Here is a 25,705-nt window from a genome sequence, read left to right as displayed (position 1 = left end):
TCAAAAAATCCTCACAAATTAACTGAAAACTAACACCTCCCCCCTCACAGTCTCATCCTGAGAACCGCGCCCAGAGCGGTTAACCGGCCCTTAAGCAAATCCGATAAGAATATTAACCATGGAACGTTTGTTTGAGTCTCTTAACAGCACGAACTTCACTGGCCACATAAAGCTCTGGGCTTTATGTCTCGCCCTGCTGACCCTAACGGCCTGTCGCCAACCCACCGAAGATGAAGACGTTATTCCACCCAATATCATGGTCGTCGCTGTCCAGCCCGCGAGCAATCTTGCCGCCGGCCAAGAAGTCACCTTCACTGTGGCCATTCGCGACTGGCAAGGCGGCCCCATTAATTCAGGCCCCGATGCCACAGCCCCCGTGACGGTAAGTATGGCCAGCGGAACGGGTCCGTTGTTTGGAACGACAACCATCAATGCCGTCAACGGCATCGCAACTTTCTCCGGCACCGGTCTTTACTTCACCCAAGTGGGCCTCAAAAGCTTAGTGGTCTCCAAGCCCGCCAATGGTGCATCAGGAATCTTAACCGCCAGCACCAATCCCATCAGTGTTTACAACGGGGGCGCTGCTTTATTCAGTATCACCCAGCAACCGGTGGCAAGTTACGCCCCCGGGCAGGCCATTTTGTTGAGCTACGAACTCAGAGACTCCTGGGGCAACATGGTCACGGTTGGACCCGATGCTTCGGCCAACATCTCTTTGAGTTTACAATCTGGCACTGGAAGTCTCACTGGCACTACCAACTTGGCCTTGTCCGGCGGAGTGGTGAGCTTTACCGCCACTGAAGCTGTGGGTGTAGATACTTCGGGAACAGGCAAGGTTGTTCGCGCCACCAAGGCCGACACTTCAGGTTCTGGTGGTACCGGGCCTCTGAGTGTCGACACCAATAGCTTTACCATTCTCAGTGTCGATCCTCCAACCGGACTTTCATTGGTGACACCTGCCACTTCGCCAGGTAACAATACCACACCCACCATTCGCGCCTCGGGAGTGACCAGCGGCTACCAGGTTCACCTGTTCAGTGATGCCGGATGCACAACCCAGGTGGGAACGGGCACAGCGGCAGGCGCAACCATTGACATCACTCTTGCCCCGGCCCTGACAGAAGGCAGTTACACCATTTACGGTCAGCAGGAAGATAGCTTTAGCAATGTGTCGGCCTGTTCTACGGCCAGTGTGAACTATGATCTTGACCTGACACCTCCCAATCCTGCGACGGCTCTGACTTTGAATTCGAGTTTCGCTCCAAACTCAGCCACATCACCGCTGCTTGGCTGGACGGCATCCACCAGCCCCGATGTGGCTGCTTACAAAGTCGCCCTTGGCACCACCTCAGGTGGAGAAGAAACTGTCGTCTACATGAACCCCGACACGGGTACCTCTCACACCTTTACGGGTCTAAGCCTCACCGAGTGTTCGGCCGGAGCGCCGGTCTATTGGCCTTCGGTGAAGGTGATTGATAACGCCGGCAACGAGTCAGCGGCCACTCACCTCAGTGGATTTCGCCTCGACACCACCGCACCCAGCATTGCTGGATCGCCATCGACGGTGGGTGACGCCAATGCCACCCAGTCGGCAACCGCCAGTTGGAGTGGGGCCAGTGAAAATTGCAGCCTTATCAATTACGAATACGCCATTGGCACCACGCCTGGAGCCACTGATGTGCTCAATTGGAAAGATGTGGCCTTAGTCACTAGCTACCAGGCGGTTGATGGTGTCGACGGTGTGAGTATTGCCGTTTCCAACGGTGTTTATTACTACACCTCTGTTCGTGCCATTGACGAAGTCGGACTTGTCTCCACACCAGTGACCAGTGGAGGTTGGCGCTTTGTCCAGCCCGCTGATGCCATCACCGATCTCGCCTATGCCGGTCGTACCAAGTCCAGTGTCGATCTGTCCTGGTCCTCTCCCAATGACAACGGAGCGGCCATCACCGATTATTTTGTGGAATACAAAGAGACCTCCTCCGGCACTTGGCTGGTCTTCAGTGACGGAGTGGGAGCGGGAACCACAGCCACGGTCACCGGCCTCCTAGCCTCAACCAGCTATGACTTTCGCGTGCGCTCCTTTAACGGCGGCAACTCTCCTTACTCAAATGTCCTCACTCAGGAAACCGCCCCTGATGATCCGTTTTTTGATCCCACTGTCTTTAGCGCCATGAACTTGGGCGGCGCCACCGACAGCGCCATTGTTGCCCTCGACGACAACACCACCATCAATCTCAATGGCTCTCCCCTTGCTGGAAGTCCTGCCAACGCCGGACAGGTTCTCACCTTTGCCAGTGCGGTAGGTGATGTCATCACTGCAGATAAGCCCATCTTTGTCGCCGGCCGATTGATTGCCGGTGGCAGTGACCAAAATCAGGGAAACATTGTCTGGAACTCTCCCGACTGGGCGGGTAAGGACTTCATTACCGTTGGCAGCCGGGATGCCGAACACGTAATTACCATCTATGCATTTGAAAACACCAATATTACCATCACTGAAGGCGCCGCCACCCACGTCAACAATGACCCTGTCACCGCTGGAAGCTTTGCCACTTATCGCATGCCGAACAATGCGGGTTACAAAATTGCCTCCACGGGAACCATCACTGCCTATCAGTATTCTGAAGGCACTGCCAATGATCGGGTGAGTGACAACCTGCCGATTTTGCCGCCCGCAACCGACATCATTGGCATTCCTAGTCGCACAGGTCAGTACACGACGATCGCTGCTTCAACCAGTTACAACTGGTACGAATCCGACAACACTACCGGCAGCGGCACCATGACAGAAGGGGTTTTTGTGTCGGCCGGCGGTAACGGCTCCCAGTACAGCTCGCCGGCCTCGCGCGTGATAGCCAACGATCCCATCATTGGCCGCAGTAATGCTGACAGTGACGGCTATGACTCTTCACCTTTTATTCCTCGCGCCTTTATGAAACAACGCTACGCCATTAACCACCTAGCCGAATGGGTGAGCTTTGCCTCCGATCAACCGGCCACGATCCAGGTTTTTCAACCAGGTGGCAGCCATACCACCCTGACCTTGAGTAAGACCGGCAATAATCCTTTGAGTCCTTACTTTGGACGACTCACGGCTGTTCCCCAAGGGACGATTTTTGAATCCAATGTGGGCTTTGCAGCCTATTATGAGTCTGACGAGGCCGCTGAAGGTTCCAGTGTGATGGAAGATGAAACCGTTCTCTTTGGTGCAAATGGTGTGGGACTCCCTGTGCATCACAAGTTGAAACTGTGGCTTGATGCCAAAGATGCCAATACCCTTTACCAAGCCAACGATTGCACCAGCATTGTCAGCAGTGATGGTGAGAGCGTGGGCTGCTGGAAGGACAAGTCCCTACACGGAAACAACGCCACCCAGAGTGGCGCCAACAAACCCACCTGGAAACAATCGGTCGCCGAGCTTGCCGGCGCTCCCGGGGTGGATTTTGATGGCGGCACCAACTACCTAAACTTTGCCCAGTCCCTTGTGGACAGCACTGAGTACACGATTTTCGCCGTTGTCCATCGCGACACCACAGCGGCGAACAATTACTTTATGGGAACTCAGTCAGCGGTGGCCAACCAAGGCCTCCACATGGGATTTGACGCCAACACATCTTTCCGTTTGAGCCAGTACGCCAATGACCTCAGTGTAACCACTCCTGGACAAATTGATTCCTCGGTCGCCCTGGTTTGGGGAAAACTCGACTCCACTGGTAAAACCGTGTTTCACAATGGTCTGACCAACACCGATGCCACCGCCACCCAGATCTCAAGTCCTGGACAAGGAGTGATAGGTCGCGGATTTGATGCCAATGGCTTTGATGGCCAGGTGGCAGAATTGATCGTCTTTACTCGCGCACTCAGCGCGGGCGAAATTGACCTCATGGAAGAGTACTTGCGCGACAAGTGGTTAAGACCCACCCTGCTCTCCAATGTGCGTCTGTGGCTGGATAGTTCTGATACCAGCAAACTCTACACTGATGCCGGTTGCTCGACCAATGTGACCGCACCCGGTAACAATGTGCTCTGTTGGAAGGATAAATCCGGTAATGGCTACGAGGCCAGACAGAGTAGCGGTACGGTCCAGTGGCAAAACGATGGTGGCCGGGACGTGGTGGCCTTTAGCGCCGACAGCCTGGTGATTAACGGCGCCACCAGTGGGGCAGTCTTTAACGATGCCACCACCTTGAGGCAAATGGACGTTTTTGCGGTGATGAGAACAACAGCTACAGGTAGCGATGGATTTCTCTTCCATCATCCGGCTGGTAACGGCATTTCGGCAAAGGTCCCCAATGGCAGTAACTTGGCCCAAATCAACATGGACGCGGCCGCCGGTGGCACCCTCACCGCACCTTGGGGAGGCGACACCGCCACCTACTACCGATGGAACTTTGTTTCCGATCAAATTGGCGGCGAGCAGGCCATGTTCCGCGACAACAACTTGCTCAACTTAGATGGCGACGCCAATGCTGTGGCCATTGGCACCGAGAACTTTTACATTGGTGCCGAAAACGGCTCCGCCAACTTCCAAAACATGAACCTCTCCACCCTACTGATTTTTGAAAGCAAGCTCACCACTGCCGAACGGCACATGATTAGGGCCTATCTCGACAGTAAGAACTAAATCTTTGCCCCCTTGATAATTGAAGGCGATCTACTCATCACAGCTCCGAGGCTCGATCTCCTTCGATCAACAAGCTTAAAACCTCAGACATATCTATGGATCCAGCCTGTTGTGTCAACCCAGCACCAAGCCGAACTCGGTTTTAACCATATTGATCTCCAGAGTTCTAGCCTCGTAGGGGACAAATTCGGGCGCCTTAAAGGGCCTCCGGCCCACCGGGGCGGGTTGCCTAGATTTATGGGGTGGAATTGGGTGAATATCCGTTTAAATGGGATGGGGGGCAGGAGGGGCTTGAGTTTTATCCTGGCCCATGGTTAATTTCGGCCCTTGAGGAGAATCCCAGCCATGGCTAAAAAGACATTTTTGGTGACGATATTGTCGATAATGAAAAGGGCGACTACGAGGCCTTTTGCAGCAGGCAAATGCCCCCCTGTGGGCCGCCTGTCGGTGGAGATCGGTTTACTGGCGAAATCCTGTCAGTCAGCAAAGATGAAATCTATGTGTCCACCTCAAGTCCCCTGGACGCTGTAATCGCCGCCAAGGAACTGCGGGATGAATCAGGGCAGGTGTCTGTTAAGCCTGGTGACCGGATTGAAGTGGTGGTCACCCAGGTGCGCGAGGACTCGATCAAAGTAAAACCCGCCCAGTCCCGCTCGGGAACAGATGAGATCGACAATTTGGAAGATGCCTACGACATGGAATTGCCGTTGAGGGCCGTATTGAATCCGTCAAAGGTGGCTTCCGCGTGCAAATTCAAAGTTACCGCGCCTTTTGCCCCATCAGTCAGATGGATTTGGGGCCGGCCAACAATGCCGATGACTACGTCGGGAAGAAGTTTGAGTTTCTCATCACCCAGATTGACGAAAGCCATCGCAACATTGTGGTCTCAAGAAAAAAGCTTTTGCAATTGATGCGCGCTGACCGCGAGGGCGAAGTTCTGGGCTCGATCAAAGAAGGCGATGTCGTAGAAGGAACGGTTAAACGCATTGAAGCCTTTGGCGCCTTTGTCGAGGTGGCTCCCTTTAGTCGATGGCTTGGTTCATATTTCGAAATCTCCTGGCCTGGGTCAAACACCCGGCCGAGGTGTTGGAAGTGGAATGCCGGTCAAAGTGAAAGTGCTCAAGGTTCAGGGAGCAGGAGGATCGGCTGCAGATTTCTCTTGTCGCTCAAACAAGGCGGTGGGGAGCAAGACCCTGGTTGCGCTTCACCGAACTCAATCCTGTGGGCACCAACATTGAAGGCACTATTGAGCGTAAGAAACACTTCGGTTTTTTTGTGAAGCTTGCCACCGGCGTGACAGGTCTCTTCACCAATCCAAATGGCGGGACGCTGTTGACGGCAAATCTATCGAAAGCAAAAAACCGGGGGACAAGATCCTCGTCGCCGTGGAGAGAATCGATCTGGAAGGGCACAAAATCAGCTTGTGCCTCCAGGGCGGAGGCGAAGACGAATCCTGGCGCGAAAATCGTCAGTACTGGCGCGACTTCATCTGAGCTATGCGATTTTGCCGCTGCTCTCAGAAGGCTCAAAAAAGTGGCCTATTCCCCTTTGCCGCACGCAGCTGCTGAAGCCTGCGATCAAACTACACCCACACGGCGGCTGCGTGTCCCAATGGACCTTCAATTCAATGGATCCTCCTCAATTGACGCACTTGGGATCGTCAATCAAAGCCAAACCTACCCGTTTTATGCCGTTGGTATGATGATATCAATGGAACCATTGATTTCAGGCGAAGTGAACGGACCCCGTCTCCACCCAATCGCCAATCACGAGAACGGAAGCCGACTCACGTCATAATGAATCCCCGATTCCCGAATCGAGGGTGCAGACTCGATAGGATCCAGAGTTCTAGCCTCGTAGGGGACAAATTCGGGCGCCTTAAAGGGCCTCCGGCCCACCGGGGCGGGTTGCCTAGATTTATGGGGTGGAATTGGGTGAATATCCGTTTAAATGGGATGGGGGGGCAGGAGGGGCTTGAGTTTTATCCTGGCCCATGGTTAATTTCGGCCCTTGAGGAGAATCCCAGCCATGGCTAAAAAAGACATTTTTGGTGACGATATTGTCGATAATGAAAAGGGCGATTACGAGGCCTTTTTGCAGCAGGCAAATGCCCCTGTGGGCCGCCTGTCGGTGGGAGATCGCTTTACTGGCGAAATCCTGTCAGTCAGCAAAGATGAAATCTATGTATCCACCTCAAGTCCCCTGGACGCTGTAATCGCCGCCAAGGAACTGCGGGATGAATCGGGGCAGGTGTCTGTTAAGCCTGGTGACCGCATTGAAGTGGTGGTCACCCAGGTGCGCGAGGACTCGATCAAAGTAAAACCCGCCCAGTCCCGCTCGGGAACAGATGAGATCGACAATTTGGAAGATGCCTACGACATGGAATTGCCCGTTGAGGGCCGTGTATTGGAATCCGTCAAAGGTGGCTTCCGCGTACAAATTCAAAGTTACCGCGCCTTTTGCCCCATCAGTCAGATGGATTTGGGGCCGGCCAACAATGCCGATGACTACGTCGGGAAGAAGTTTGAGTTTCTCATCACCCAGATTGACGAAAGCCATCGCAACATTGTGGTCTCAAGAAAAAAGCTCTTGCAATTGATGCGCGCCGACCGCGAGGGCGAAGTCCTGGGCTCGATCAAAGAAGGCGATGTCGTAGAAGGAACGGTTAAACGCATTGAAGCCTTTGGCGCCTTTGTCGAGGTGGCTCCATTAGTCGATGGCTTGGTTCACATTTCGGAAATTTCCTGGGCCCGAGTCAAGCACCCAGCCGAGGTGTTGGAAGTGGGAATGCCGGTCAAAGTGAAAGTGCTCAAGGTTCAGGAGCAGGAGGATCGTCTGCAGATCTCCCTATCGCTGAAACAAGGTGGCGGCGAGCAAGACCCTTGGTTGCGCTTCACCGAACTCAATCCTGTGGGCACCAACATTGAGGGCACTATTGAACGCAAGGAGCATTTTGGCTTTTTTGTGAAGCTTGCCACCGGCGTGACAGGTCTTCTTCACCAATCCAAATGGCGGGACGCTGTTGACGGCAAATCTATCGAAAGCAAAAAACCGGGGGACAAGATCCTCGTCGCCGTGGAGAGAATCGATCTGGAAGGGCACAAAATCAGCTTGTGCCTCCAGGGCGAAGGTGAAGACCAATCCTGGCGGGAACACGTCAACACTGGCGCTACCTCATCTTCGTCTGCTATGGGAGCCTTTGCTGCCGCTTTTCAAAAGGCGCAGAAGAAGCAATAAGGTTCCAGGTCCTATTCGTGGATGCGTGATGCCAAAGCTACCTTCCTGGAGAGGTAGCTTTGGCATCACGCATCCACGAATAGGACCTGGAACCTTTTGGTGCTACCCGAGGACTCGGCTCAGCATTTCGCGGGCGGCGGTCACGCGCTGATCAAAGTAGGCGTCACCGCTTTCGCCGGTGGCAAAATAGTTGCGGATCAATTCGCAGTTCTTCTCCAAACCGGGTGTGAAGTCTTTAGGGTCGGGTGTGTTGGTAAGACCAAAATCTTCCACCTTGAAGTCAAATTCCTCATGGCGGTACTCACCTGAGGACTCAAGATCACTGGTGAAAATCTTGGTGGCTCGACCAAGTGAAGGCCCAAGAGAACCTTCCACCGTCTTAAAGGTGACAATGACTTTGGGAATCTTGAGGCATTCGCCAATTTCGCCCATCTTGTCGCCAAAGTTATGGTGAAAGGCCGAGCCGATAAAAATGTCGGCTTTAAAGGGAGAGACATATTTTTCCAGAGTGGCCAAGGAAGGGCGCTTTTTCATTTGATGACGAATCTCCACCCAACGGTCCAAACTGGGGGCTACGTCACTTTGCCGCAAAAACCAACCGTAGGAGTTCTCTTCGCCCAGCTGACTGTTGGACTTTAAGAATCGGCTTTCCGCCAAAGACTCGGCCACGTCCAACAGGTTGTAACCTTTCTTAGGCCCAGGGTTGCGGCCACAAAGCGCCACCACCCGATAACCGAGTTCAGTCAAATCTCGCATTAATATGGGCGTCAAAATCCAGGATCTCTCCACTCCATCAAAGGGCTCAGCCAATTGAATGATGGGCTTACCCTCAGGCACCGGCTCACAAAAGGCCGGCGGGTACTGAGACGCAATCACATCCAAGAGTCCTGCATATTCCTCAGGACTGGCGTAGCGCACTCGCAAGATCGTGGCAATCAAGGTACGCAGGGAATCACCAGGTGAATCAGAAAACAAGAACTCACCCATTTCACGAGCTTCAGCACGATTCATGATTTTGCCGTCCATGAGTTCTTTGGTTTGCTGCAAAACCTTTTTGGGAACGCCTTGAGAAAAATAAGACAGCAGGGCTTGCGAATCCTTCAATGCCCCTTGGCCCAAAAGCGCTTCAAAAGCCAATTCCTCATTGGCCACACCTTTCATCCACAGACCACCAAAAAAAGCACCCAAGGTGTTCGCCGGTGGAGGTGTTTGCCGAGCCTCCGTCAAAATCGACGTAATCACGTCCGGCGGACAAGTGTCGCTCCCTCGTTTTCCTGTACCCACATAGCCAAGTCCGTTTACTAGTGCTGGTCCTGGTTCCATCATTTCCATGTTTCCCATCCCCGTCCTCGAATGCTTAACTCAACTCTGTATTTATCGCCAGTTCTCTTGCGGGAAGCACCTTCCCCTCTCCAAGTCCGATTTCATTATCATACAAATAGCAGCCAGGGTCTTCCGCCCAAAAATCCCCCGCCGTCTGGTAGGCCCTCACTCGGGCGTTGCCATTGCAGATGGCAAATTCCTGACATTCTCCACAGCGCCCCTTTAAGGGTCTCTTCTGCTCTCCCTTAAGTCCTGCCATCAATGGATCTGAAAGATCTTGCCAAATGTCGGAGAACTTCCTCTCTCTGAGATTTCCCAAGTTGTAGTCCCACCAGAAAGAGTCCGGATGAACATTGCCCAAGTTGTCGATATTGGCGATGCCAATGCCCGTGGAGTTGCCACCCCACTGGACCAGCTTTTGGCGGATGTGCTCCGCTCGTTCCGGAAAGCGCTTCTCCACCCAATGGAGAAAATAAACTCCATCGGCATCGTTGTTGCCAGTGACAAACTCTTTTTTAGTTCCCAACTCCACACTCCGCCAGGCCTCATCAAACAGGCGGTCCATGGCCTCACGGGTGGCTTGGTGATGAGCGTCCTTCTCGCGATTGACTCGACCGCGACCTGAGTAATTCAGGTGAGACATATAAAACTTGTCCACGTCTTCGATCATCATCAAATGAAGGAGGCCATCCAGGTCCTTTTTGTTTTGCTCGGTCAAGGTGAAGCGCAAGCCCACCTTAAGACCCTTTTCCCGACACAGCCTGACCCCGCGCAGGGCTTCGTCAAAGGCTCCTTTTTTTCCGCGAAAGGAATCATGCACAGAGCCAATGCCATCAAGGCTAATGCCCACGTAGTTGTAACGGATATCCGCAATCTGATTGATATTGTCCTCGGTGATCAGAGTGCCATTGGTGGAAAGCCCCACATAAAAGCCCATGTCCACCGCCCGGCGACTGATCTCAAAAATGTCAGGCCTCAATAGTGGCTCGCCGCCGGACAGAATTAAGACCGGCACACCAAAGGCCTTCAAATCATCCATGACCTGATTCACTTCGTCCGTCGACAGCTCCCCTTTGAAGTCCCGATCAGCGGAGTTGGTGTAGCAGTGCTGGCACAAAAGATTACAGCGACGGATCAAATTCCAAATCACCACGGGCCCCTTGGGGCGACGGCGCGGTCCCACCGGAGTGGGATTTTTAATCTCTTCCATGAGTTGGGTGATACGAAACATTTTTTAATCCTTCCTCGTGGACAAACGAAAGCCGGTCTTCTTTAAGATCTTGCGACTGAAGAGAACATCATGACCTCGCAAATTCTCTCCTAGAATCCGGCGTATTTGCTCCACCTTCTCCATCGCCTCATCACGAGTCTTGCCATGAACCATGGCAAACAAATTGTAATTCCAAATTCCCGGGTGGCGGGGCCGCAGATAACAGTGACTGACAAAGTCCAAGGCTCCCACCTGCTCACCCAGTTTTTCGGCCACCTCATCTGGCACATCCCACACCGTCATGCCGTTGGCGGCATAGCCCATGCGGTAGTGATTGGGGACCGCGGCAATTCTTCGCACTGCACCCGTGTCGAGCCATTTCTGCAAACGGTTCTTCACCTCTTCGACCGGTACCCCAAGTTTGTCCGCCACCTGATGGTAGGGTTCAGGCACCAGTGGCAGGCCCTCTTGGGTGGCTTCAATCAGTCGTAGATCAAGATCGTCGAGAGTCTCAACGCTCATGTTCTCTCCCCTGATTCCAACTGGAGATTGAGGTAAAACTCCTTGAGCTTGGGCATATCATAGGTTTTAAGGCCCGTGGCTGTTTCAATCTGCCGCAACAGGGATTCTTTTTCCTCAGCCGGAAGAGCCGCCAAGACAAACCACATGTTCAGGCGATGCTCCCTTTCGTAGTTGTGAGCCACTTCGGGGAAGGCATTCACTTTTTGCAGCACTTCGTCCCATCTCTCAGCGGGAACTTCCATCGCCACCAAGCTAAAGGCTCCGCCCATTTTTTCAATATTGTACATGGGACCAAAGCGAGTCAAAAGGCCGCTTTCACGCATCCTCTGCAAACGCTGGCAAATTTCCTCTTCGGACAGTCCAAGTTCAAGGGAGAGTTTTTGAAAAGGCCGATTGACCACTTCAATCCCCTGCTGCAGACGATTCAAAAGAATGGCCTGCACCTCATCTTCACTTCTTCGTCGACCGGAAAGATATCGAGCTCCCCTCTGCTTAAAGGCCTTGGTGGAAAACAACACCTCGTGGGGAAATTCGCCCAAGGAAAGCTCTTCCCGCACCCGGGCAATCTGGCTTTCCACTTCGTCACGGGATTTTCCATGAATCATGCAATAGAGATTAAAGGGCCAAACAGGGGACGAGTTTCTCTCATAACAAAGTGTCACAAAAGGATAGCAGGTCAGCCCCCGACCCACCTCAAGGACACGCTCCTGAGGGACACGAAACACCGTCATGGCGTTGTGTTGGTAACCCATGGGGCGATGGCGCAGCACCAAACCAAAACGACGTATGATTTTTTGTTCCACTAACGTCTGTATCTCTTGAATCAATTCTTCCGTCGTCAAATCCAAAGACTTGGCCCATGGATCAAAGGGACGAGTGACTAAAGGAAGGCCTTCTTCCAACAGCCGGCAGATTTGCCTTTGCCGATCCGACAACTGGGCTGGCCCCTGGGCCTGTTGTTCGTTGAAATCTGCCTGGGGTTCTTCCTCCATCAAGCTAAAGCCCAAATCGATGCGAAATTCATAGAGAAGACGACAGTCCTGAACGGGAAATCCCGCCTTCTCACCAATACTCAAAAGCACTTCCTGAAGCCTCTCCTCGGTGGGGGCCGTCACCACAAACCACAGATTCAAATCGGCTTCGCGCTGATAATTGTGATTCACTTCTGAAAAAGAATTAATGAACTGAGCCACTTCGTCCAAGCGCGGTGGGCACACTTTAACTGCTGCCAGAGTGCTCGGTCCCAAGGCCTGAGGGCGAAACACCGCACCCACGCGACTTAACACGCCGGTCTGACTCCAGTCCTTGAGCTGAGACAGGATTTCCTCTTCACCTATGCCCCCCATCTGGCGGGCCAGTTCGGCATAGGGCTCGGCACACAGAGGAAAATCCCTCTGAAAATCATTGAGCAACTGCCATTGACGAGAGGCCCTCTCTGGCCAGGTGAATTCCCTTTGGATTTCCATGACCTCCTGTGTATAACGAATGTCTGGAGATATAAATATGTTTTTTCCCGTCTTTATTCCCGTGCAAAATCGTCCCATTCTCCTCGTGGGGGCCGGCCAAGTGGCCCTGGGAAAAGCAGAAAAACTCCTTCTCTTTAAACCTCAACTTCATGTCATCGCCACAAACTCACTGCCTCAGTTCAACCAGTGGGCCCAGGATGGCAAATTGACTCTGGATATCAGGGAATTCTCCATGAGTGACCTTGAGGGCTATGACATTGTGATCATGGCGGTTGATGACATCGGGCTTCAAAAACAGGTTTTCGAATACTGCCGCGAAAGGCGCATTTTGTGCAACTGTGTCGACGTTCCTGAGTACTGCTCCTGGATTTTTCCCGCCTTGGTCAAGCGCGACAACTTTACTGTGGCTATTTCCACCGGAGGCAAAGCGCCCTTTATGGCCGGCACTCTCAAAAAGTGGATTGATCAGGCCCTCCCTTTGGAGCTTGATGACATCGTTGCCAAGGTCGATCAATTTCGCCAATCCAGCGAAGTCCTCAGCCTCAAAACCGCCACCGAACGCGGCAAAAAAGTCATCACCTTCGCCAAACAACTCCTCAACGATCTAAAATCCCAGAAGCCACTTTAATAAAACCGTCTCTTTGGGTCTTGATCCTCAAAATCCTTTGTCAGTGACATCAGGTCCGTTGCCGACCATTCTCCGCAAATCCTCACGCACCTTTTCGGCCGCAGGCGCGTCTTCGGACTGCGTCAGCACCGCTGCCGCAGTTCGGATACGCCCTGCGCGACGGTGAGGATTCGGATTTGCGGAAATGGCTCGTCAATCGGCCCTTTTGCTCGGACAAACGCAGCCTATGGTTTTGAGGATCAATACCCAAGGAGGCCAGTTTTTCAGCCTTATCCCCCTCGCTCAAATTCGTGACATCCACTGGCGGGACGAGGAGTCCTTGATCGAAGCTCACATTAGAATCTGATTCAAGGGGCCGAGCTCCGGAGGATCAATATGCTTAAAACCGAGTTCGGCTTGGTGCTGCGCTCTGAGCGAGAGCGCTGCTGCCGGACGGATGTTTGAGGTTTTAAGTATATTGATCGCAGGAGTTCGGACTCCCAAGACAGAATTCATGGGGCTGAGATCAACTATAAAGGGGGGTCAATTTTTGGACTTAAAGTCCGGCTTCTTGGAAGGGAACAAAACCACCAAAGGACTGGCGCTCTGACTCAAACCAGCCAAAGTGCTCGTGGTAACCAGCCACCTCACCAATCACCATCACACTGGGAGACTGCACCTGAGGCGGTTTCTCCGCCACCATTTCCAGAGAGGACAACACCACCCGCTGACTTCCCATTGTGGCCTCTTGAATAAAGGCCACGGGCTGCTTCGGTGAGCGCCCCAAGGCGATCAATTCCCGAGCAATATTCTGCCGGTTTTTCACTCCCATCAGCACCACCAAGGTGTCCACCTTAGCAAAGGCAGACCAATCAACATACTCGCCCTTATCAGCGGCTTCATGTCCGGTGATGACGGCAAAGGATGCCGCCACTTTGCGATGGGTAACAGGAATTCCCGCATAAGCAGGAGCTGCCAAGGCCGAGCTAATTCCAGGCACCACTTCAAAGGGAATATGATTTTCGATCAATGCCTGAATCTCTTCTCCCCCGCGGCCAAATACAAACGGATCGCCCCCTTTGAGGCGAACGACCGTCAACGGCATCTTGCCGTAGTCGACAAGCCATTGATTGATCTGTTCCTGGGGAACGGGATGGTCGCCACAGCGCTTACCAACAGGGATCAATCGACACTCGGGTTTGGTGAATTTTAGTAGTTGGGCTCCGACCAAATGGTCATAGAGAAGCATATCGGCTTCAGCCAACAATCTTGCCGCTTTCAAGGTCAAAAGCTCTGGGTCCCCGGGACCGGCCCCCACCAAATAGACTTTACCTACTGATCCCATAGATCCCTAAATCTACCTTTCAAGAGGCCAATTGCAATTGCATAAACCGACGGGAGACAAATTGACTCGGCATATCCAAAACCGCCACTTGATCTCCTCATGCTTCACCTTTAATCTCCCAGGCCAAACCCATGAATATAGGGGAAAATGAGTGAAACGCTCCGCCCTGAAAACACTCTCAATTGCCGCCTTTACTGTGGCCTGCATCACCCATGCAAATGCCGGCAATAGTGGTGAAAAAAATGAAGCCTCAGTCATCGCCGACAGCCGACAAAAAGAACTGATGTATCTGCTTCGCCAGGACTGTGGCTCCTGCCACGGCATGACCATGAAGGGAGGTTTGGGCACCCCCCTTTTGCCAGAAAATCTGCAAGACAAACCTGATGGATTTTTGGTCCACACCATTCGCGAGGGACGTCCGGGAACGGCCATGCCTCCGTGGAAACAATTTATCAATGAAGACGAAGCCAAGTGGTTGGTGAAAGTACTTAAAGAGGGAGTCATCAAATGAAGTTCCTAAACATCTGTGTTGTTTCACTCGGCCTTGCCGGTGTTCTCACCTCCTGTGCCCACCAACCCACCTACATAGGCGGAACGGGAGATTTGGGACTGATTGTAGAACGGGCCCAGGGGCGCATTGCAGTCCTAAAAACTTCCGATCCTCAACTGCTCGGTTTTGTTCCCGGCTTCGGTGATCTCTCCCACGCTTCGGCGGTTTACTCTCGTGATGGACGCTACGCTTTTGTCTTTGGTCGCGACGGTGGGTTGACCAAGGTGGATCTCTTGGAACAAAAAATCGTCAAACGTGTTCTCCAGGCGGGAAACTCCATTGGTGGAGCCATTTCTCAGGATGGGCAGTTGGTGGCAGTTTCCAATTATGAACCTGGCGGAGTAAAAGTATTTTCCACCGACGCTTTGGAATTGATCGCAGATCTTCCAGCCAAAACCGATGATGGCCGATACTCGAAGGTCGTCGGTTTGGTCGATGCCCCCGGGCAAATGTTTGTCTTCAGCCTCTTTGAAGCCGGTGAAACCTGGGTGGCGGACCTCACTGACAGAAAAAATATCAAGGTCGAAAAACTCAAGGCAGGACGGGAGCCCTATGATGCTTTGATCACAGGCGATGGCCGGTATTATATCGCAGGTCTTTTTGGTGAGGACGGCTTGGCACTGCTCGATCTGTGGCACCCTGAAAAAGGCATGACGAAAGTTCTCAGTGGCTACGGCAAAGGCAAACAAAAACTTCCCGTGTATAAAATGCCCCACCTTGAGGGCTGGGCGGCAGCCGGGGACTATTTCTTTCTCCCCGCCATTGGCGCCAAAGAAGTCCTCGTTATGAACAAAAATACCTGGAGCATTCACACGCGCATCCCCTTGATTGGGCAACCCGTGTTTGCCATGGCCAGCCCAGATGGGCGCCAGGTATGGGTGAACTTCGCCTTTCCCGACAATGAAAACCTGCAGGTGGTGGATGTGAAAACCCTAAAGGTGGTCAAACATCTCAAGCCCGGCAAGGGAGTGCTGCACATGGAGTTCACTCCTCGGGGAGATCAACTGTGGTTGTCGGTGCGGGACGAAGACCGGGTGGAGGTCTGGGACCCGACCAGGTTCATCAAGCTCAAGGAGATGACTGTGCAAAAACCCAGTGGCATTTTTATGTCCTCACGTGCCCACCGCATCGGATTGTAGTCGATGAGAACGATCTTTGCTGTTTTTGTTTTAGCCTCGATTGTCACTGCCTGTTCCTCGACTCAGAGTGTGCCAGGATCTCAAGCGGTCTCACCCCCAACTCCCAAGGTTCCATCTGTTGAGACAGGTCCAGAAGTGGCTCTTTACCAAGCTCACTGTGCCTCTTGCCACGGGCCTGACCGACTGGGAGGAACGGGCCCAGCCCTTCTCCCTGTGAGTCTCGGCCGTTCGAAAGCGGCGGATGTGAGTGAAGTTATTGCCAATGGGCGCCCAGCCACGCAAATGCCCGCATTTAAGGAAACCCTGACTCCCGAACAGATTCAATCGCTCGCTCAGTATGTCTTTCAACCGCCCAAACAAGATCCCTCCTGGCAAGACGAAGAGATCGCTGCAAGCCTGAAGGTGGAATCCGGCTGGGAAGGCTGGCCAGGAAAGGCCAAGTTTAAAGCTGACCCCTTGAACATCTTTATGGTGGTTGAGGCCGGAGATCATCACATCACGGTGTTGGATGGTGACACTTACAAGTCCCTTCACCGCTTCCCGACGCGTTACGCTCTTCACGGTGGCATCAAGTATACGGCCGATGGGCGCTATGCTTTTTTTGCTTCGCGAGATGGCTGGATCACTTCTTATGATCTCTACAATCTCAAACAGGTTGCAGAAGTACGGGCTGGCATTAACACCCGCAATATTGCCGTCTCGGCTGACGGACGCTATGTAGCCGTGGGCAACTATCTGCCTCACACGGTGGCGATTCTCAAAGCCCCCAGTCTGGAACTGGTTAAGGTTCTCAAAGCTGAAAACATCCGTGGCGAATCCTCCCGCGTGAGTGCCGTTTACACGGCCCCCCCCCGGGAGAGTTTCATTGTCGCCCTTAAAGATATTCCTGAAGTGTGGGAAGTGAGCTATCGAGACGATGCCGTGGCCCCATTCACAGGCTTGGTTCATGACTTTCGCACTGAATCCGGCGAAGAGATTCCTCAGGAAAAGGTCCCCTTTCCCATTCGACGCATTAGTCTTGAAGACCCTCTGGACGATTTCTTTTTCAATCAAAAATACGATCACCTAGTAGGGGCCTCCCGCAGTGGGGAAGCCTGGGTGGTGAACCTCATCGTTGGTCGACCCATCAAAAAGATTGCCCTTTCAGGAATGCCTCATCTGGGTGCGGGGATTTCCTGGACCTATAAAGGCAAACGAGTCATGGCTTCGCCAAATCTAAAGGAAAACAAAATCACCATTCTCGATACGGAAAATTGGGAAGTGATTAAAGATATTCCCACCCAGGGGCCAGGTTTCTTTCTGCGCTCCCATGAGAACTCTCCCTACGCTTGGGCCGATGTTTTCTTTGGCCCCAACAAGGATCTCATCCACGTCATCGATAAAAAGAAGCTGACGATTCGCAAGACCTTAAAGCCGGTACCTGGAAAAGTCTCCGGGCACGTGGAGTTTGATCGCCGTGGAAAGTATGTTCTCCTCAGCATTTGGGAAGACCCGGGTGAACTGTTGATTTATGACGCCAAAACCTTGAAGGTACGCAAACGCATCCCCATGCGCAAACCCTCAGGCAAATACAACGTCTACAACAAGACCCGCCTCTCCGAAGGCACCAGCCACTAAGATGGAGAAACACAACTAACAGTTGCCCCCTTGGTTGTTGATCTCAGCCTTATGAAGTCGTCTTGGGAGTCCGAACTCCTGCGATCAATACGCTTAAAACCTCAGACATACGTTTGGCAGCAGCGCTCTCGCTCAGAGCGCAGCACCAAGCCGAACTCGGTTTTAAGCACATTGATCCTCCGGAGCCCGGCCTCTCAATTCAAATTCCAGTTTTGGCTTTGATCAAGGGATCCGCTTCCCGGCGAGGGGTCGCCCAGCTATTTGGTTGAGAAGTGTGAGTGTGAGGTGGATCAACATCTAAGGAGGCCAGCTTTGCCCCATTTAGTTCAGACCGTTAAGACCGTCTAGACCGTCTTTGACTGTTGAAACCTCATTCTTATCGGGATCCCATTCGAGTAAAGTTGGAGGAAGGAATTGGCCTTGGCCACCCAGTCCGCCCTTGCCCCCGGAGGCCAATCGTCCCCAGAGGCCTAAACCTCCTGCAGCTCCAGCGCCACCGGCCCCACCCAGGATCTTATGAATTTGGTTATCAACCACATTGAGGCTCTTGAGTTGGTCGAAGTGAATCACCCGTGCATGACCTCCGTCCCCGGCAGATCCGCCTTCACCGCCGGAACCCATCGACCCCAGGGCTCCGGCTCCGCCTGCAGCTCCGGCACCACCAAAGACACCTTCGACCAGGTTTTTTGACCAACGTAATTGATCTCCGGGATTTCCCAACTCCATAACTGTGGCCGTGCCACCTGAACCGCCTGCTCCACCAGCGCCGCCACTGCCGACGTTGCCCCAGGCTCCTGCGGCTCCGGCCGCACCGGCACCACCGTAAAAATCCTTGAACACACCAGACGCCACTTCAACTGCCGTCGCTTTGGGGCTGGGAAGGGCGACGACACCAAAGGCTGAACCGCCCTGGCCTCCCGGGCCTCCACCACCACCCGATACAGCTCCAACCGCACCGGCACCCCCTGCACCCCCATAGATCTTGGAGAGGCTTGGGCTTTTTAACTTCAGACTCTTCAGCTCACCGCGAACCGCCAATGCAAGTGCTGTCCCACCATTTCCGCCTTGGCCTCCTGATTGGCTGAGAAGACCGGCTCCCCCAGCCGCACCGGCACCACCATAGATGTAGCTGATTTCCAGGTCGTTGATTTCAAGAGACGTGTTTTGCCCTTCAACTAAAATGGAGTAAGCATCACCACCGTGGCCGGCGTCGCCGCCACCTGGGGCGCCTGCTCCTCCGGCACCTCCATAAATAAAGGAGACCTCACTCTTTCCTTTCAGCACAACTTTCCCCGTATCAACCAAATGAAGGCCAATACCGTCTTTGCCATCTCCGCCGGGGAAGACACCAAAGAAACCACTGATCTTGCTGATACGAATGTCCTCAAGGACAAGGCTTTTGACGGACTCAAAGCGAAAACCACCTTCAGCAACTGAACAGCTCATGTCCCTAAGATGAATCACCTTGGGCACGTTCTTAATCTGCAGGCAAAAGCCACCCAGAGGTGAAGAGATCCTATAACCTTGAATGACGTAGGGGTCTTTGAGAGTTCCCTTGGCCGCAGGATTCGAGAGAACCCGACTCTCTTTGAGCTGCTGCTCACTATCAATGACAATGGACCCGCTCAACTCACTGGCGTGTGATCCGCTAAAGACAACAAAAATAGAAAGCAAAAGACCAATCGGCTTCATGATACCCCTCGAATGTGAAATCCGCCCTCTCATGAGGGCAAAAGCCATGAGTTAGCACGAGGTTGATGCCTCAATAAGCAAAAGCACTCATTTACAAGGGATACAGGGGCGGCCGCCCCAGCAAATAGAACAATTTCCAGATGGTTCCTCGGGACTAAGGTTTAACTATTTGTGACCGTTGGCGACTTTGAAGTCGAGAAGAAGTTGGGTCACCACCTGCTTGACCCGAAAGGGCTTGTAGAAGATTCCCAATATCCCAAGCTCCAGGGCCATGCGGGGCTCAATGTCAAAGGTGGCGGTCAGATAAGTGGGGAGCTGAGGGTGAGCTTTCCTGAAGAGCTTGAAACTCTCCACCCCAGCTTCAGAAGGCAGCCTTAAATCCACAATAACCGCATCAGGAACCACCTCTTCCAATGCCTGATTCAACTCCCCGTAGTCGAAAAATCCGCTGACCGTAATGCCATGGGTCTCAAAGGCCACCTGGTAGGCCTCGTTCAGCTCCCGGTTCGGTTCCAGGACAAAGAGATTCTTAAATTGACCCTCTTCAATTGGCTGTTTCATACTGCCAGTAGAACAAGAAAAACGCCTAAAGACGTCCTTCACAATTGGCTCACCCCCGGAGGGGGTTCGAATCACTTAAAACCCCAAAAGGTTTGAGTACAGATGACAACGGGAGTCTTGATCGCAGGCGTTCGGATTAATTGAGGCACCTATCAATGGAATTTGACCAACGATTTGAACAGTCCCAGATTAGGATCTTCTTCTGGATTCTACCTTTAATATCCCTTTTGGCCCTGGTTCAGGTCACTATTATGCTCACCACAGGTAACGTCATTGTGCCGGTTCTGTGGGCCAATATCGCTCTTTTGTGCTCGAATCTCGTGGGCCTATTCTTTTGTATCCAGGGCCGCCTTTCAGTCGTCGCTTTTCTTTTTAAGACCACCCTGGGACTAGCCTTCCTCACTGTCTCTCTCATATTTCCCAATCCCATTGTTTTGCGTTGGGTGCCGGTGGTTTTTATGGTTTTTGCCCTTTTTGTCGGTCGAGACACTTACAAGCTCTACGGATTTTTGGGTGCTCTGGCGCCCACCTTGGGGCTCTTGAGCCAAAGGTTTTTGCTCGGCCGCCCCTTTAGTGACTTCGGCTTGATCATGGAAGTGGAAGTGGGTGCGGTACTGATGGCACCGTGGATTTCTTTCGCCTTCGGCTCCCTTCTGGTGCAACAACGCGAGCGCCTGGCTAGGAGCCTGGCCCAATCCGTTTTTGTTGACCAGGCCGCCAACTCTCAGAAGAAGGACTCTGCTGACCTGCGAGTTGTCAAGGAAACCAACCCTCAGGAGGCCACTCCCCGCTATCAGTTCTCCACTCTCACCCCAGCTGAGATGGAAAAGATCGCCGAGCAGGCCATTAGTTATTTTGAAGGTTCCGACGATATTCTAGACCCCAATTTTAAACTTGGCCGGCTCTCCAAAGCCCTTTCAGTCCCCAAACACCATCTCAGTCAGGTCCTTAGCCTGAGTCTCCAGCGCAGTTTTTATGATTTGCTGAATGAATATCGAATTGAAGAAGTTAAACGACGACTCAAGGACCCCTCTTACGATGGGCAAACCATTATCGATATCGCTTATGGAGTGGGATTTAACTCGAAGTCGACCTTTAATACAGCCTTTAAACGTCTGGTGGGAATGACCCCTTCGGCCTATCGAGAGAGCCGCACATCCCGAGACAGGGACTTGGACTCTTAGTTGTCGCCACCAAATCGAGGACTGCCCCAGTTATTTTGAACTGGAGCAGCTTTTTGCGCAGAATCACCCAATGACTGTTTGAGGATTTTGAACTTTCCGTCATCGTCCTCACAGTACATCTTGTGAATGGTTCCCTTGAAGCTCTTAATCTGATCGATTTCTTTAACTGCATCTTCTCCATGCGCCGGATTAAAACAACTTGCGGACAGAGCATAGACCAGATGACTGTCCTTTCCCGGCACCACCATGGTTGTCGACGTGTGAGTGGAGTAGGCGTTGTCCTGGTAGCCACAGCGAGCCTCGCCTTGAGCACTATTGGTCAGCAGGGTGCCATCATCAAGTTTGGCGCGAACATAGTAGGACATACTTGCCCGCTTACCCATGATGGAATCCATGACCTGGATACCCCAAAAGGCCTTGTCTGACTGGGGACTTTCCACCATCCAGTTCTGCAGGTAATCCATGCGTTCCTTCACAGCACTTGTCGTGGGAATCGAGACCTGTGCACAGTTCTGCGGATTCAAGAGATTCGCTTCAAAGGAGGCGAAAATGGTCGTGTCATGGGGAAGCAAATCTGAAATCAAGGCCCGCTTGGCGGCCTCTTCAGGTCGCACACCCTTGGTGTTGATCATCCACCGACGAAGAATACAAAACTCCTTAGCCCCGTTCTCCCGCTGAACGTATTCAAAATCGTGAATACACATGGAATCAAAATTCGTGGGAGTTCGCTGACTCTGGTAGCTGCGAGTGGAATTCCAATAGGCCGTCCGCACTGCCGCCAGCTCCTTAGCAAAGAAGTTGGTATCCAAGGCCGGCCTGAGCCCTTTGATACCCAATGACTGACTGATTGACTGTGAAAAGGGCTCCGATGAGGTCATCGCAGTCGCCCCCTGTGCATACCCTGATGCAAAGCAGAGGGACATCCCCACAGCCACAGTCGACTGCAGCCCCAACTTGCTCGCCCTATAGAAAAACTTTTTCATACCCTCTTCCTCCTAAACCCTAAAAGAGGAGCCCATAACCCTGATCGTGGGGATTGAAACTGCACCCCCTGTGCCCGGGCCTGAGTCCACTTGGTTGGATTTAGTCAGAAACCTTTTGAACTTCCGTAATACCGGGTGCCAATCTAAGTCACTTTTTGGGGCCTGCCTAGGTCTCTTGTAAATTATCTCTGTCAGAAAATTAGCCAGGTAAACTTTGTCCCCAATTGGAGGTGTAACTCCCTATTAGAGCTCATTGGCGAAAGAGGGACACTGGGTGATTCCTTTAAAACAGGCATCTGTCCTCTGGTGAAAGCGCTTGATACGCACTTTGAAGTCGCCCAGGATATTGGGGCTCACCCAAGGCTCAGTCACCGACTCCAGCATATTGATGTCCACTCGGGGCTGGTCCTCGACGGGGAGTGTCCGATACTCAGTGAATTTGTTATTCATGGCCTGCTCAAAGAGGCCAATGGCCTTTTGTTCCCACTGGATCCACTTGGTGACCCGACGATCCAAATCCAAATCCAGATCTTCATTAAATGAAATCAGCAGTTTCCCGCGGATCTGTTTAGCCCGGGATCTAAAATAGGACTCGCCCAGATCAAGAAAACCATCCCGCTTCGGCATGGCCGAGCGGGCCATACTGGCCGCAATAGGATCAATCATCTCGGGGTCCTTTAGAACCTTGTTGAGTTCGAATGTATAACCCAACAACTGCTCCACAGCCAAACGGGCAGGAGAGTCAAAAAGGCCCCAGACGTCGCGAATTCGCGTGTTGGTCAAGCTGTAAGAAACAAACCGATTCATAAAGTAAATGGGCTCAAACTTCTCACCCTGCTTGATTTCAGAGAAAATTTGCCGTTCAAAGGGAGTCAGACGCATGATCTTCATGAGATCAAAATGCTCTTCAATGAGTTCTGTTGCCGGAACACTGTACTTACCGTCAACTATTCCCGGTTCCATGCGGAATAAGCTTGTCAGGGCTAACTGGCGGGCATCCCATCTGTTCACGCGACCGGTGGGATAGCTGTACCAAACCACAAAGGGATCCTTATTGGCTAAGATGATCTTCATTCCTTCAGCAACAAACTCGTCCTCAGATTTAGTGTAAGGGATATAATGGCTCTTGTTTTCTTTTATGATATCCGTGTCCAAACTCAGGGACTGACCCATGTCGACTCGGATATGAGGGGCTACAGCGACAAAAGATTCACTCTCAGTCACCAGGCCGGTCTTGAGGTACTGTGACATGCGCACCCAAAGGTCAATCTTGTTGTAGCGGAAACCATCACCGTCAAATTGATCGTAGCCGGCGAATTGGTCCGGTAATCCCTGAAAGGCGTACTTGCCATTGAGAGCCTGAACTTCGGCCTCACCCAAACCGCCTTGGCGGATCTTGGTCATATCGCGATAGATTTGCCGGAGGTGAGCCCGCTCCATGCGCAGCATTTGCTGCTGAACCTCATAGTCTTTGAGCATGGACTTGGCAAAACAGCGGCCAATATCTTCATGGCGGATCATCACCTCTTCGATAAAGGCCTTGCGCAGTGCCGAGATTTCCTTCACCAATGTATCCGTTTGAACCGTCTTCTTGTCGATCTCAGATTGATCGAGCTTTTTGGCCTTCTTAAGATAACTCACGTAGGAGGTCTTCATGGCCTCGGCCATGCGAATAAACTGGGCCATGTCCACCCGAACTTCTTCGATAGCCTCGGTGAACTCCGTATCGATATAATTAAGCCCCTGGGTCAACCGGGTGAGAGCTCCCGACTCCACGGCACTTGAACTGCTTTTGTCAGAAATACTGGTAAAGGCCGTCTCGATGGTTTTCCCGTAGTAAGGAGACTCCCTCAGCTCTTTAATGTAAAAGCTCCATCTCGGTGGCTGGGCACCACTGAATTCCGCGCACATGCGCTTCCAGGTTCCATAGCTATCCGTTTGATTAAACCTTAGGGTGCGATTGTGCATATTATCGCGAACAAACTTGACCTGGTTTTCACTCATGCGGCGAACAGCATCGGCAATGAAGAAATCAGGATCAATGTTCATGATACCGAAGAGATTTGTCCTCACAGCAAAATCAAAGGCGTAAAACATCTCCACCGCACTGATGGGCGCTTCGTCATCCACATATTGAAACAGCGGAGGGATATCGCCACGATAGAGATAGGTCATCAAAACCGCTGTGTCTAAACTCTTACCTAATATGGGCAAATAGAGTTCAAATCGCTTCTGGGAAAGAATGTGAAACAAAATCATCATATGGGGATAGACTGCCGTAAACTTGATGGTCTTATCCAGACTCTCGAACATATTGCGGACTGTCTTGACCGCTTGGCTATCCCCTGATGTCGTGCGCAAGGTCAGCACCGCAAATTTCTGCAGAGGATCGAATTGGCTGCGCAGATCTCCCCAGATCTTTTTCACCACGGCACTCTTGCGGAAGGCATGCCAGAGAAGCTTTTCAGTCTGCACGTTGGACTCAAAGAGCTCTTCTTTTGCCATGCGCGTGGAACGGTAAAGAGCATAGAGAAACTGAATCCGAACATAATCATTTATGGTAGAGTGCAGACGCACTCGATCCAACTTTGTACCAGAGAAAAGCTGAGCTCCCTGATCCGAAGTAATATCACCGTAGAAAACCCGATCTACAAGAAAGAAGTACTCATCCCGACGGTTAAGAAACCTCAACCCCACGGCTTCAGGAGCAAAAATATCCTGCTCTTTGAGCTCATCCTGCCGCCGAGTAAAACTATCCTGGGCGACCTGAGATCTCACCATTAGGCGAGTCATAGCTGGGTGCAGACCGCCACCTGAATCATAAAAGGCTCCTGAGCGGGCAAGCATTGTAAATAAGGCCACCCGCGCCGACTCACCCAAATCCATTTCCTTATTAAAACCAAAATCCCAAGCGCGAAGCTTCTCCAAAAACAGCTTCTCTTCCTCAGCCTCTGAATTCGAGCGATGGAGACTCAAAATCGCAGTCTCAACAACAGAGACCAGCAGCTCCCGCTGTTGCCGGGTCTTGGCTTGTTTTTGCCCCTGCTCCAGACGATAGGTCAAAAGTTCTAAAAGCTCCCGATCAAGCCTTCGGTTCTTAAGTTCCAAGGCGTATGCCAAGCGACGATAGTACTCATTGGCATTGAGAGGCCCTTTCACCGAGATCTTCATCACTTCAGCCGACGAGGGAACCAAACCAAAGTAGGCCACGCCAGGGCAGCTATCGACAATCTTTTCGCAGTCGAGGCTCACGGCTGCTACATACTTTTCCAAAATGGGCTTAAGGGTCTTTTGCTCCTTTTCCCCCTTCTTCCACTCGTCCAGCAACACTTGGTTAAATAGGTCCAACTCCTCACGCACATTGCGCCGAGTGAGGGCTTCAGGACGCCGAATGCGAGCGGGGCTGAGAACTTGTTTTGCCAAAGGAATGAGAATTTCTTCCTGTGGATTCTGGCTATTCGCCGCCTTACTTTGCCACAACAAGACTTCGGGACTAAGAGTCTCTGACAAGTCCTGCTGGGTGGCTGTGGCCGGCTTTTCCGTGCGCACATCACCGCTGTGCTTATGAATGGGCTCAGCATTTTCCGTACAGGAGAATACAAGCAAGGAGCAAATTGTCAGGCCTAAGAGCCGTTTCATATT

At 52.3% G+C, this 25,705-nt stretch carries 19 protein-coding genes; 10 read left to right on the top strand and 9 right to left on the bottom strand.

Annotation, left to right across the window (positions count from 1 at the left end; genetic code table 11):
• The first annotated feature begins 118 nt into the window (after positions 1-118).
• The 5 genes from H6624_01865 (at position 119) to H6624_01845 (ending at position 7,864) form a co-directional block, all read left to right on the top strand.
• Positions 119-4,627 (top strand): fibronectin type III domain-containing protein, encoded by a 4,509-nt coding sequence (locus H6624_01865; protein MCB9083055.1) that lies wholly within the window; start codon positions 119-121, stop codon positions 4,625-4,627.
• Positions 4,628-5,049: 422 nt separating this feature from the next.
• On the top strand, positions 5,050-5,538 hold the full coding sequence (locus H6624_01860) for a S1 RNA-binding domain-containing protein (GenBank protein ID MCB9083054.1): 489 nt from the start codon (positions 5,050-5,052) through the stop codon (positions 5,536-5,538).
• The gene (locus tag H6624_01855) at positions 5,529-5,906 is read left to right on the top strand and encodes a S1 RNA-binding domain-containing protein (protein MCB9083053.1); all 378 of its coding nucleotides are present in this window, start codon (positions 5,529-5,531) and stop codon (positions 5,904-5,906) included. Before H6624_01860 ends, H6624_01855 begins: the two co-directional genes overlap by 10 nt.
• Positions 5,825-6,424 (top strand): hypothetical protein, encoded by a 600-nt coding sequence (locus H6624_01850; protein ID MCB9083052.1) that lies wholly within the window; start codon positions 5,825-5,827, stop codon positions 6,422-6,424. Before H6624_01855 ends, H6624_01850 begins: the two co-directional genes overlap by 82 nt.
• Before the next feature lie 231 nt (positions 6,425-6,655).
• On the top strand, positions 6,656-7,864 hold the full coding sequence (locus H6624_01845) for a S1 RNA-binding domain-containing protein (protein MCB9083051.1): 1,209 nt from the start codon (positions 6,656-6,658) through the stop codon (positions 7,862-7,864).
• A 102-nt stretch (positions 7,865-7,966) separates the two neighbouring features.
• Here H6624_01845 and H6624_01840 read toward each other — a convergent pair whose 3' ends face one another.
• From H6624_01840 to H6624_01825, 4 genes are read right to left on the bottom strand one after another with little or no spacing between them, the layout of a single operon-like run.
• Positions 7,967-9,196, bottom strand: coding sequence for a hypothetical protein (locus tag H6624_01840; protein ID MCB9083050.1), 1,230 nt, complete (start codon positions 9,194-9,196; stop codon positions 7,967-7,969).
• 25 nt (positions 9,197-9,221) lie between these two features.
• Positions 9,222-10,418 (bottom strand): heme d1 biosynthesis radical SAM protein NirJ, encoded by a 1,197-nt coding sequence (gene nirJ, locus H6624_01835; protein MCB9083049.1) that lies wholly within the window; start codon positions 10,416-10,418, stop codon positions 9,222-9,224.
• A 3-nt stretch (positions 10,419-10,421) separates the two neighbouring features.
• Positions 10,422-10,919, bottom strand: coding sequence for an Lrp/AsnC family transcriptional regulator (locus H6624_01830; GenBank protein MCB9083048.1), 498 nt, complete (start codon positions 10,917-10,919; stop codon positions 10,422-10,424).
• The gene (locus H6624_01825) at positions 10,916-12,385 is read right to left on the bottom strand and encodes an Lrp/AsnC family transcriptional regulator (protein MCB9083047.1); all 1,470 of its coding nucleotides are present in this window, start codon (positions 12,383-12,385) and stop codon (positions 10,916-10,918) included. Before H6624_01825 ends, H6624_01830 begins: the two co-directional genes overlap by 4 nt.
• A 37-nt stretch (positions 12,386-12,422) precedes the next feature.
• On the opposite strand from H6624_01825, the gene H6624_01820 reads away from it, so the two are divergent.
• Positions 12,423-13,013 (top strand): bifunctional precorrin-2 dehydrogenase/sirohydrochlorin ferrochelatase, encoded by a 591-nt coding sequence (locus H6624_01820; GenBank protein MCB9083046.1) that lies wholly within the window; start codon positions 12,423-12,425, stop codon positions 13,011-13,013.
• A 535-nt stretch (positions 13,014-13,548) separates the two neighbouring features.
• On the opposite strand, the gene cobA is transcribed toward H6624_01820, so the two are convergent.
• Complete coding sequence (cobA, locus tag H6624_01815) at positions 13,549-14,337, bottom strand: uroporphyrinogen-III C-methyltransferase (GenBank protein ID MCB9083045.1); 789 nt, start codon at positions 14,335-14,337, stop codon at positions 13,549-13,551.
• 283 nt (positions 14,338-14,620) lie between these two features.
• Between cobA and H6624_01810 the strand changes: the two genes are divergently transcribed.
• From H6624_01810 to H6624_01800, 3 genes are read left to right on the top strand one after another with little or no spacing between them, the layout of a single operon-like run.
• Positions 14,621-14,848, top strand: a complete 228-nt coding sequence (locus tag H6624_01810; GenBank protein ID MCB9083044.1) for a cytochrome c — start codon at positions 14,621-14,623, stop codon at positions 14,846-14,848.
• Positions 14,845-16,026, top strand: coding sequence for a protein nirF (locus H6624_01805; protein ID MCB9083043.1), 1,182 nt, complete (start codon positions 14,845-14,847; stop codon positions 16,024-16,026). Before H6624_01810 ends, H6624_01805 begins: the two co-directional genes overlap by 4 nt.
• A gap of 3 nt (positions 16,027-16,029) precedes the next feature.
• Entirely contained in the window at positions 16,030-17,643 is a 1,614-nt protein-coding gene (locus H6624_01800) for a c-type cytochrome (protein MCB9083042.1), read from the top strand.
• Positions 17,644-17,964: 321 nt separating this feature from the next.
• On the opposite strand, the gene H6624_01795 is transcribed toward H6624_01800, so the two are convergent.
• Complete coding sequence (locus tag H6624_01795) at positions 17,965-19,335, bottom strand: hypothetical protein (protein MCB9083041.1); 1,371 nt, start codon at positions 19,333-19,335, stop codon at positions 17,965-17,967.
• A 165-nt stretch (positions 19,336-19,500) separates the two neighbouring features.
• Positions 19,501-19,971 carry a response regulator transcription factor gene (locus H6624_01790; protein MCB9083040.1) on the bottom strand — a complete coding sequence of 157 codons (471 nt, stop codon included), beginning with the start codon at positions 19,969-19,971 and terminating at the stop codon, positions 19,501-19,503.
• A gap of 80 nt (positions 19,972-20,051) precedes the next feature.
• On the opposite strand from H6624_01790, the gene H6624_01785 reads away from it, so the two are divergent.
• Positions 20,052-21,080, top strand: a complete 1,029-nt coding sequence (locus H6624_01785; protein MCB9083039.1) for an AraC family transcriptional regulator — start codon at positions 20,052-20,054, stop codon at positions 21,078-21,080.
• On the opposite strand, the gene H6624_01780 is transcribed toward H6624_01785, so the two are convergent.
• Positions 21,077-22,063, bottom strand: coding sequence for a hypothetical protein (locus H6624_01780; protein ID MCB9083038.1), 987 nt, complete (start codon positions 22,061-22,063; stop codon positions 21,077-21,079). The genes H6624_01785 and H6624_01780 overlap by 4 nt on opposite strands.
• A 243-nt stretch (positions 22,064-22,306) precedes the next feature.
• Complete coding sequence (locus H6624_01775; GenBank protein ID MCB9083037.1) at positions 22,307-25,702, bottom strand: hypothetical protein; 3,396 nt, start codon at positions 25,700-25,702, stop codon at positions 22,307-22,309.
• Positions 25,703-25,705 lie beyond the last annotated feature (3 nt).

Source organism: Pseudobdellovibrionaceae bacterium (assembly GCA_020635075.1).
Lineage (GTDB): Bacteria > Bdellovibrionota > Bdellovibrionia > Bdellovibrionales > UBA1609 > JADZEO01.
Note: the sequence above shows the minus strand (reverse complement) of the source record. Positions and strands in the feature narration are given on the sequence as shown.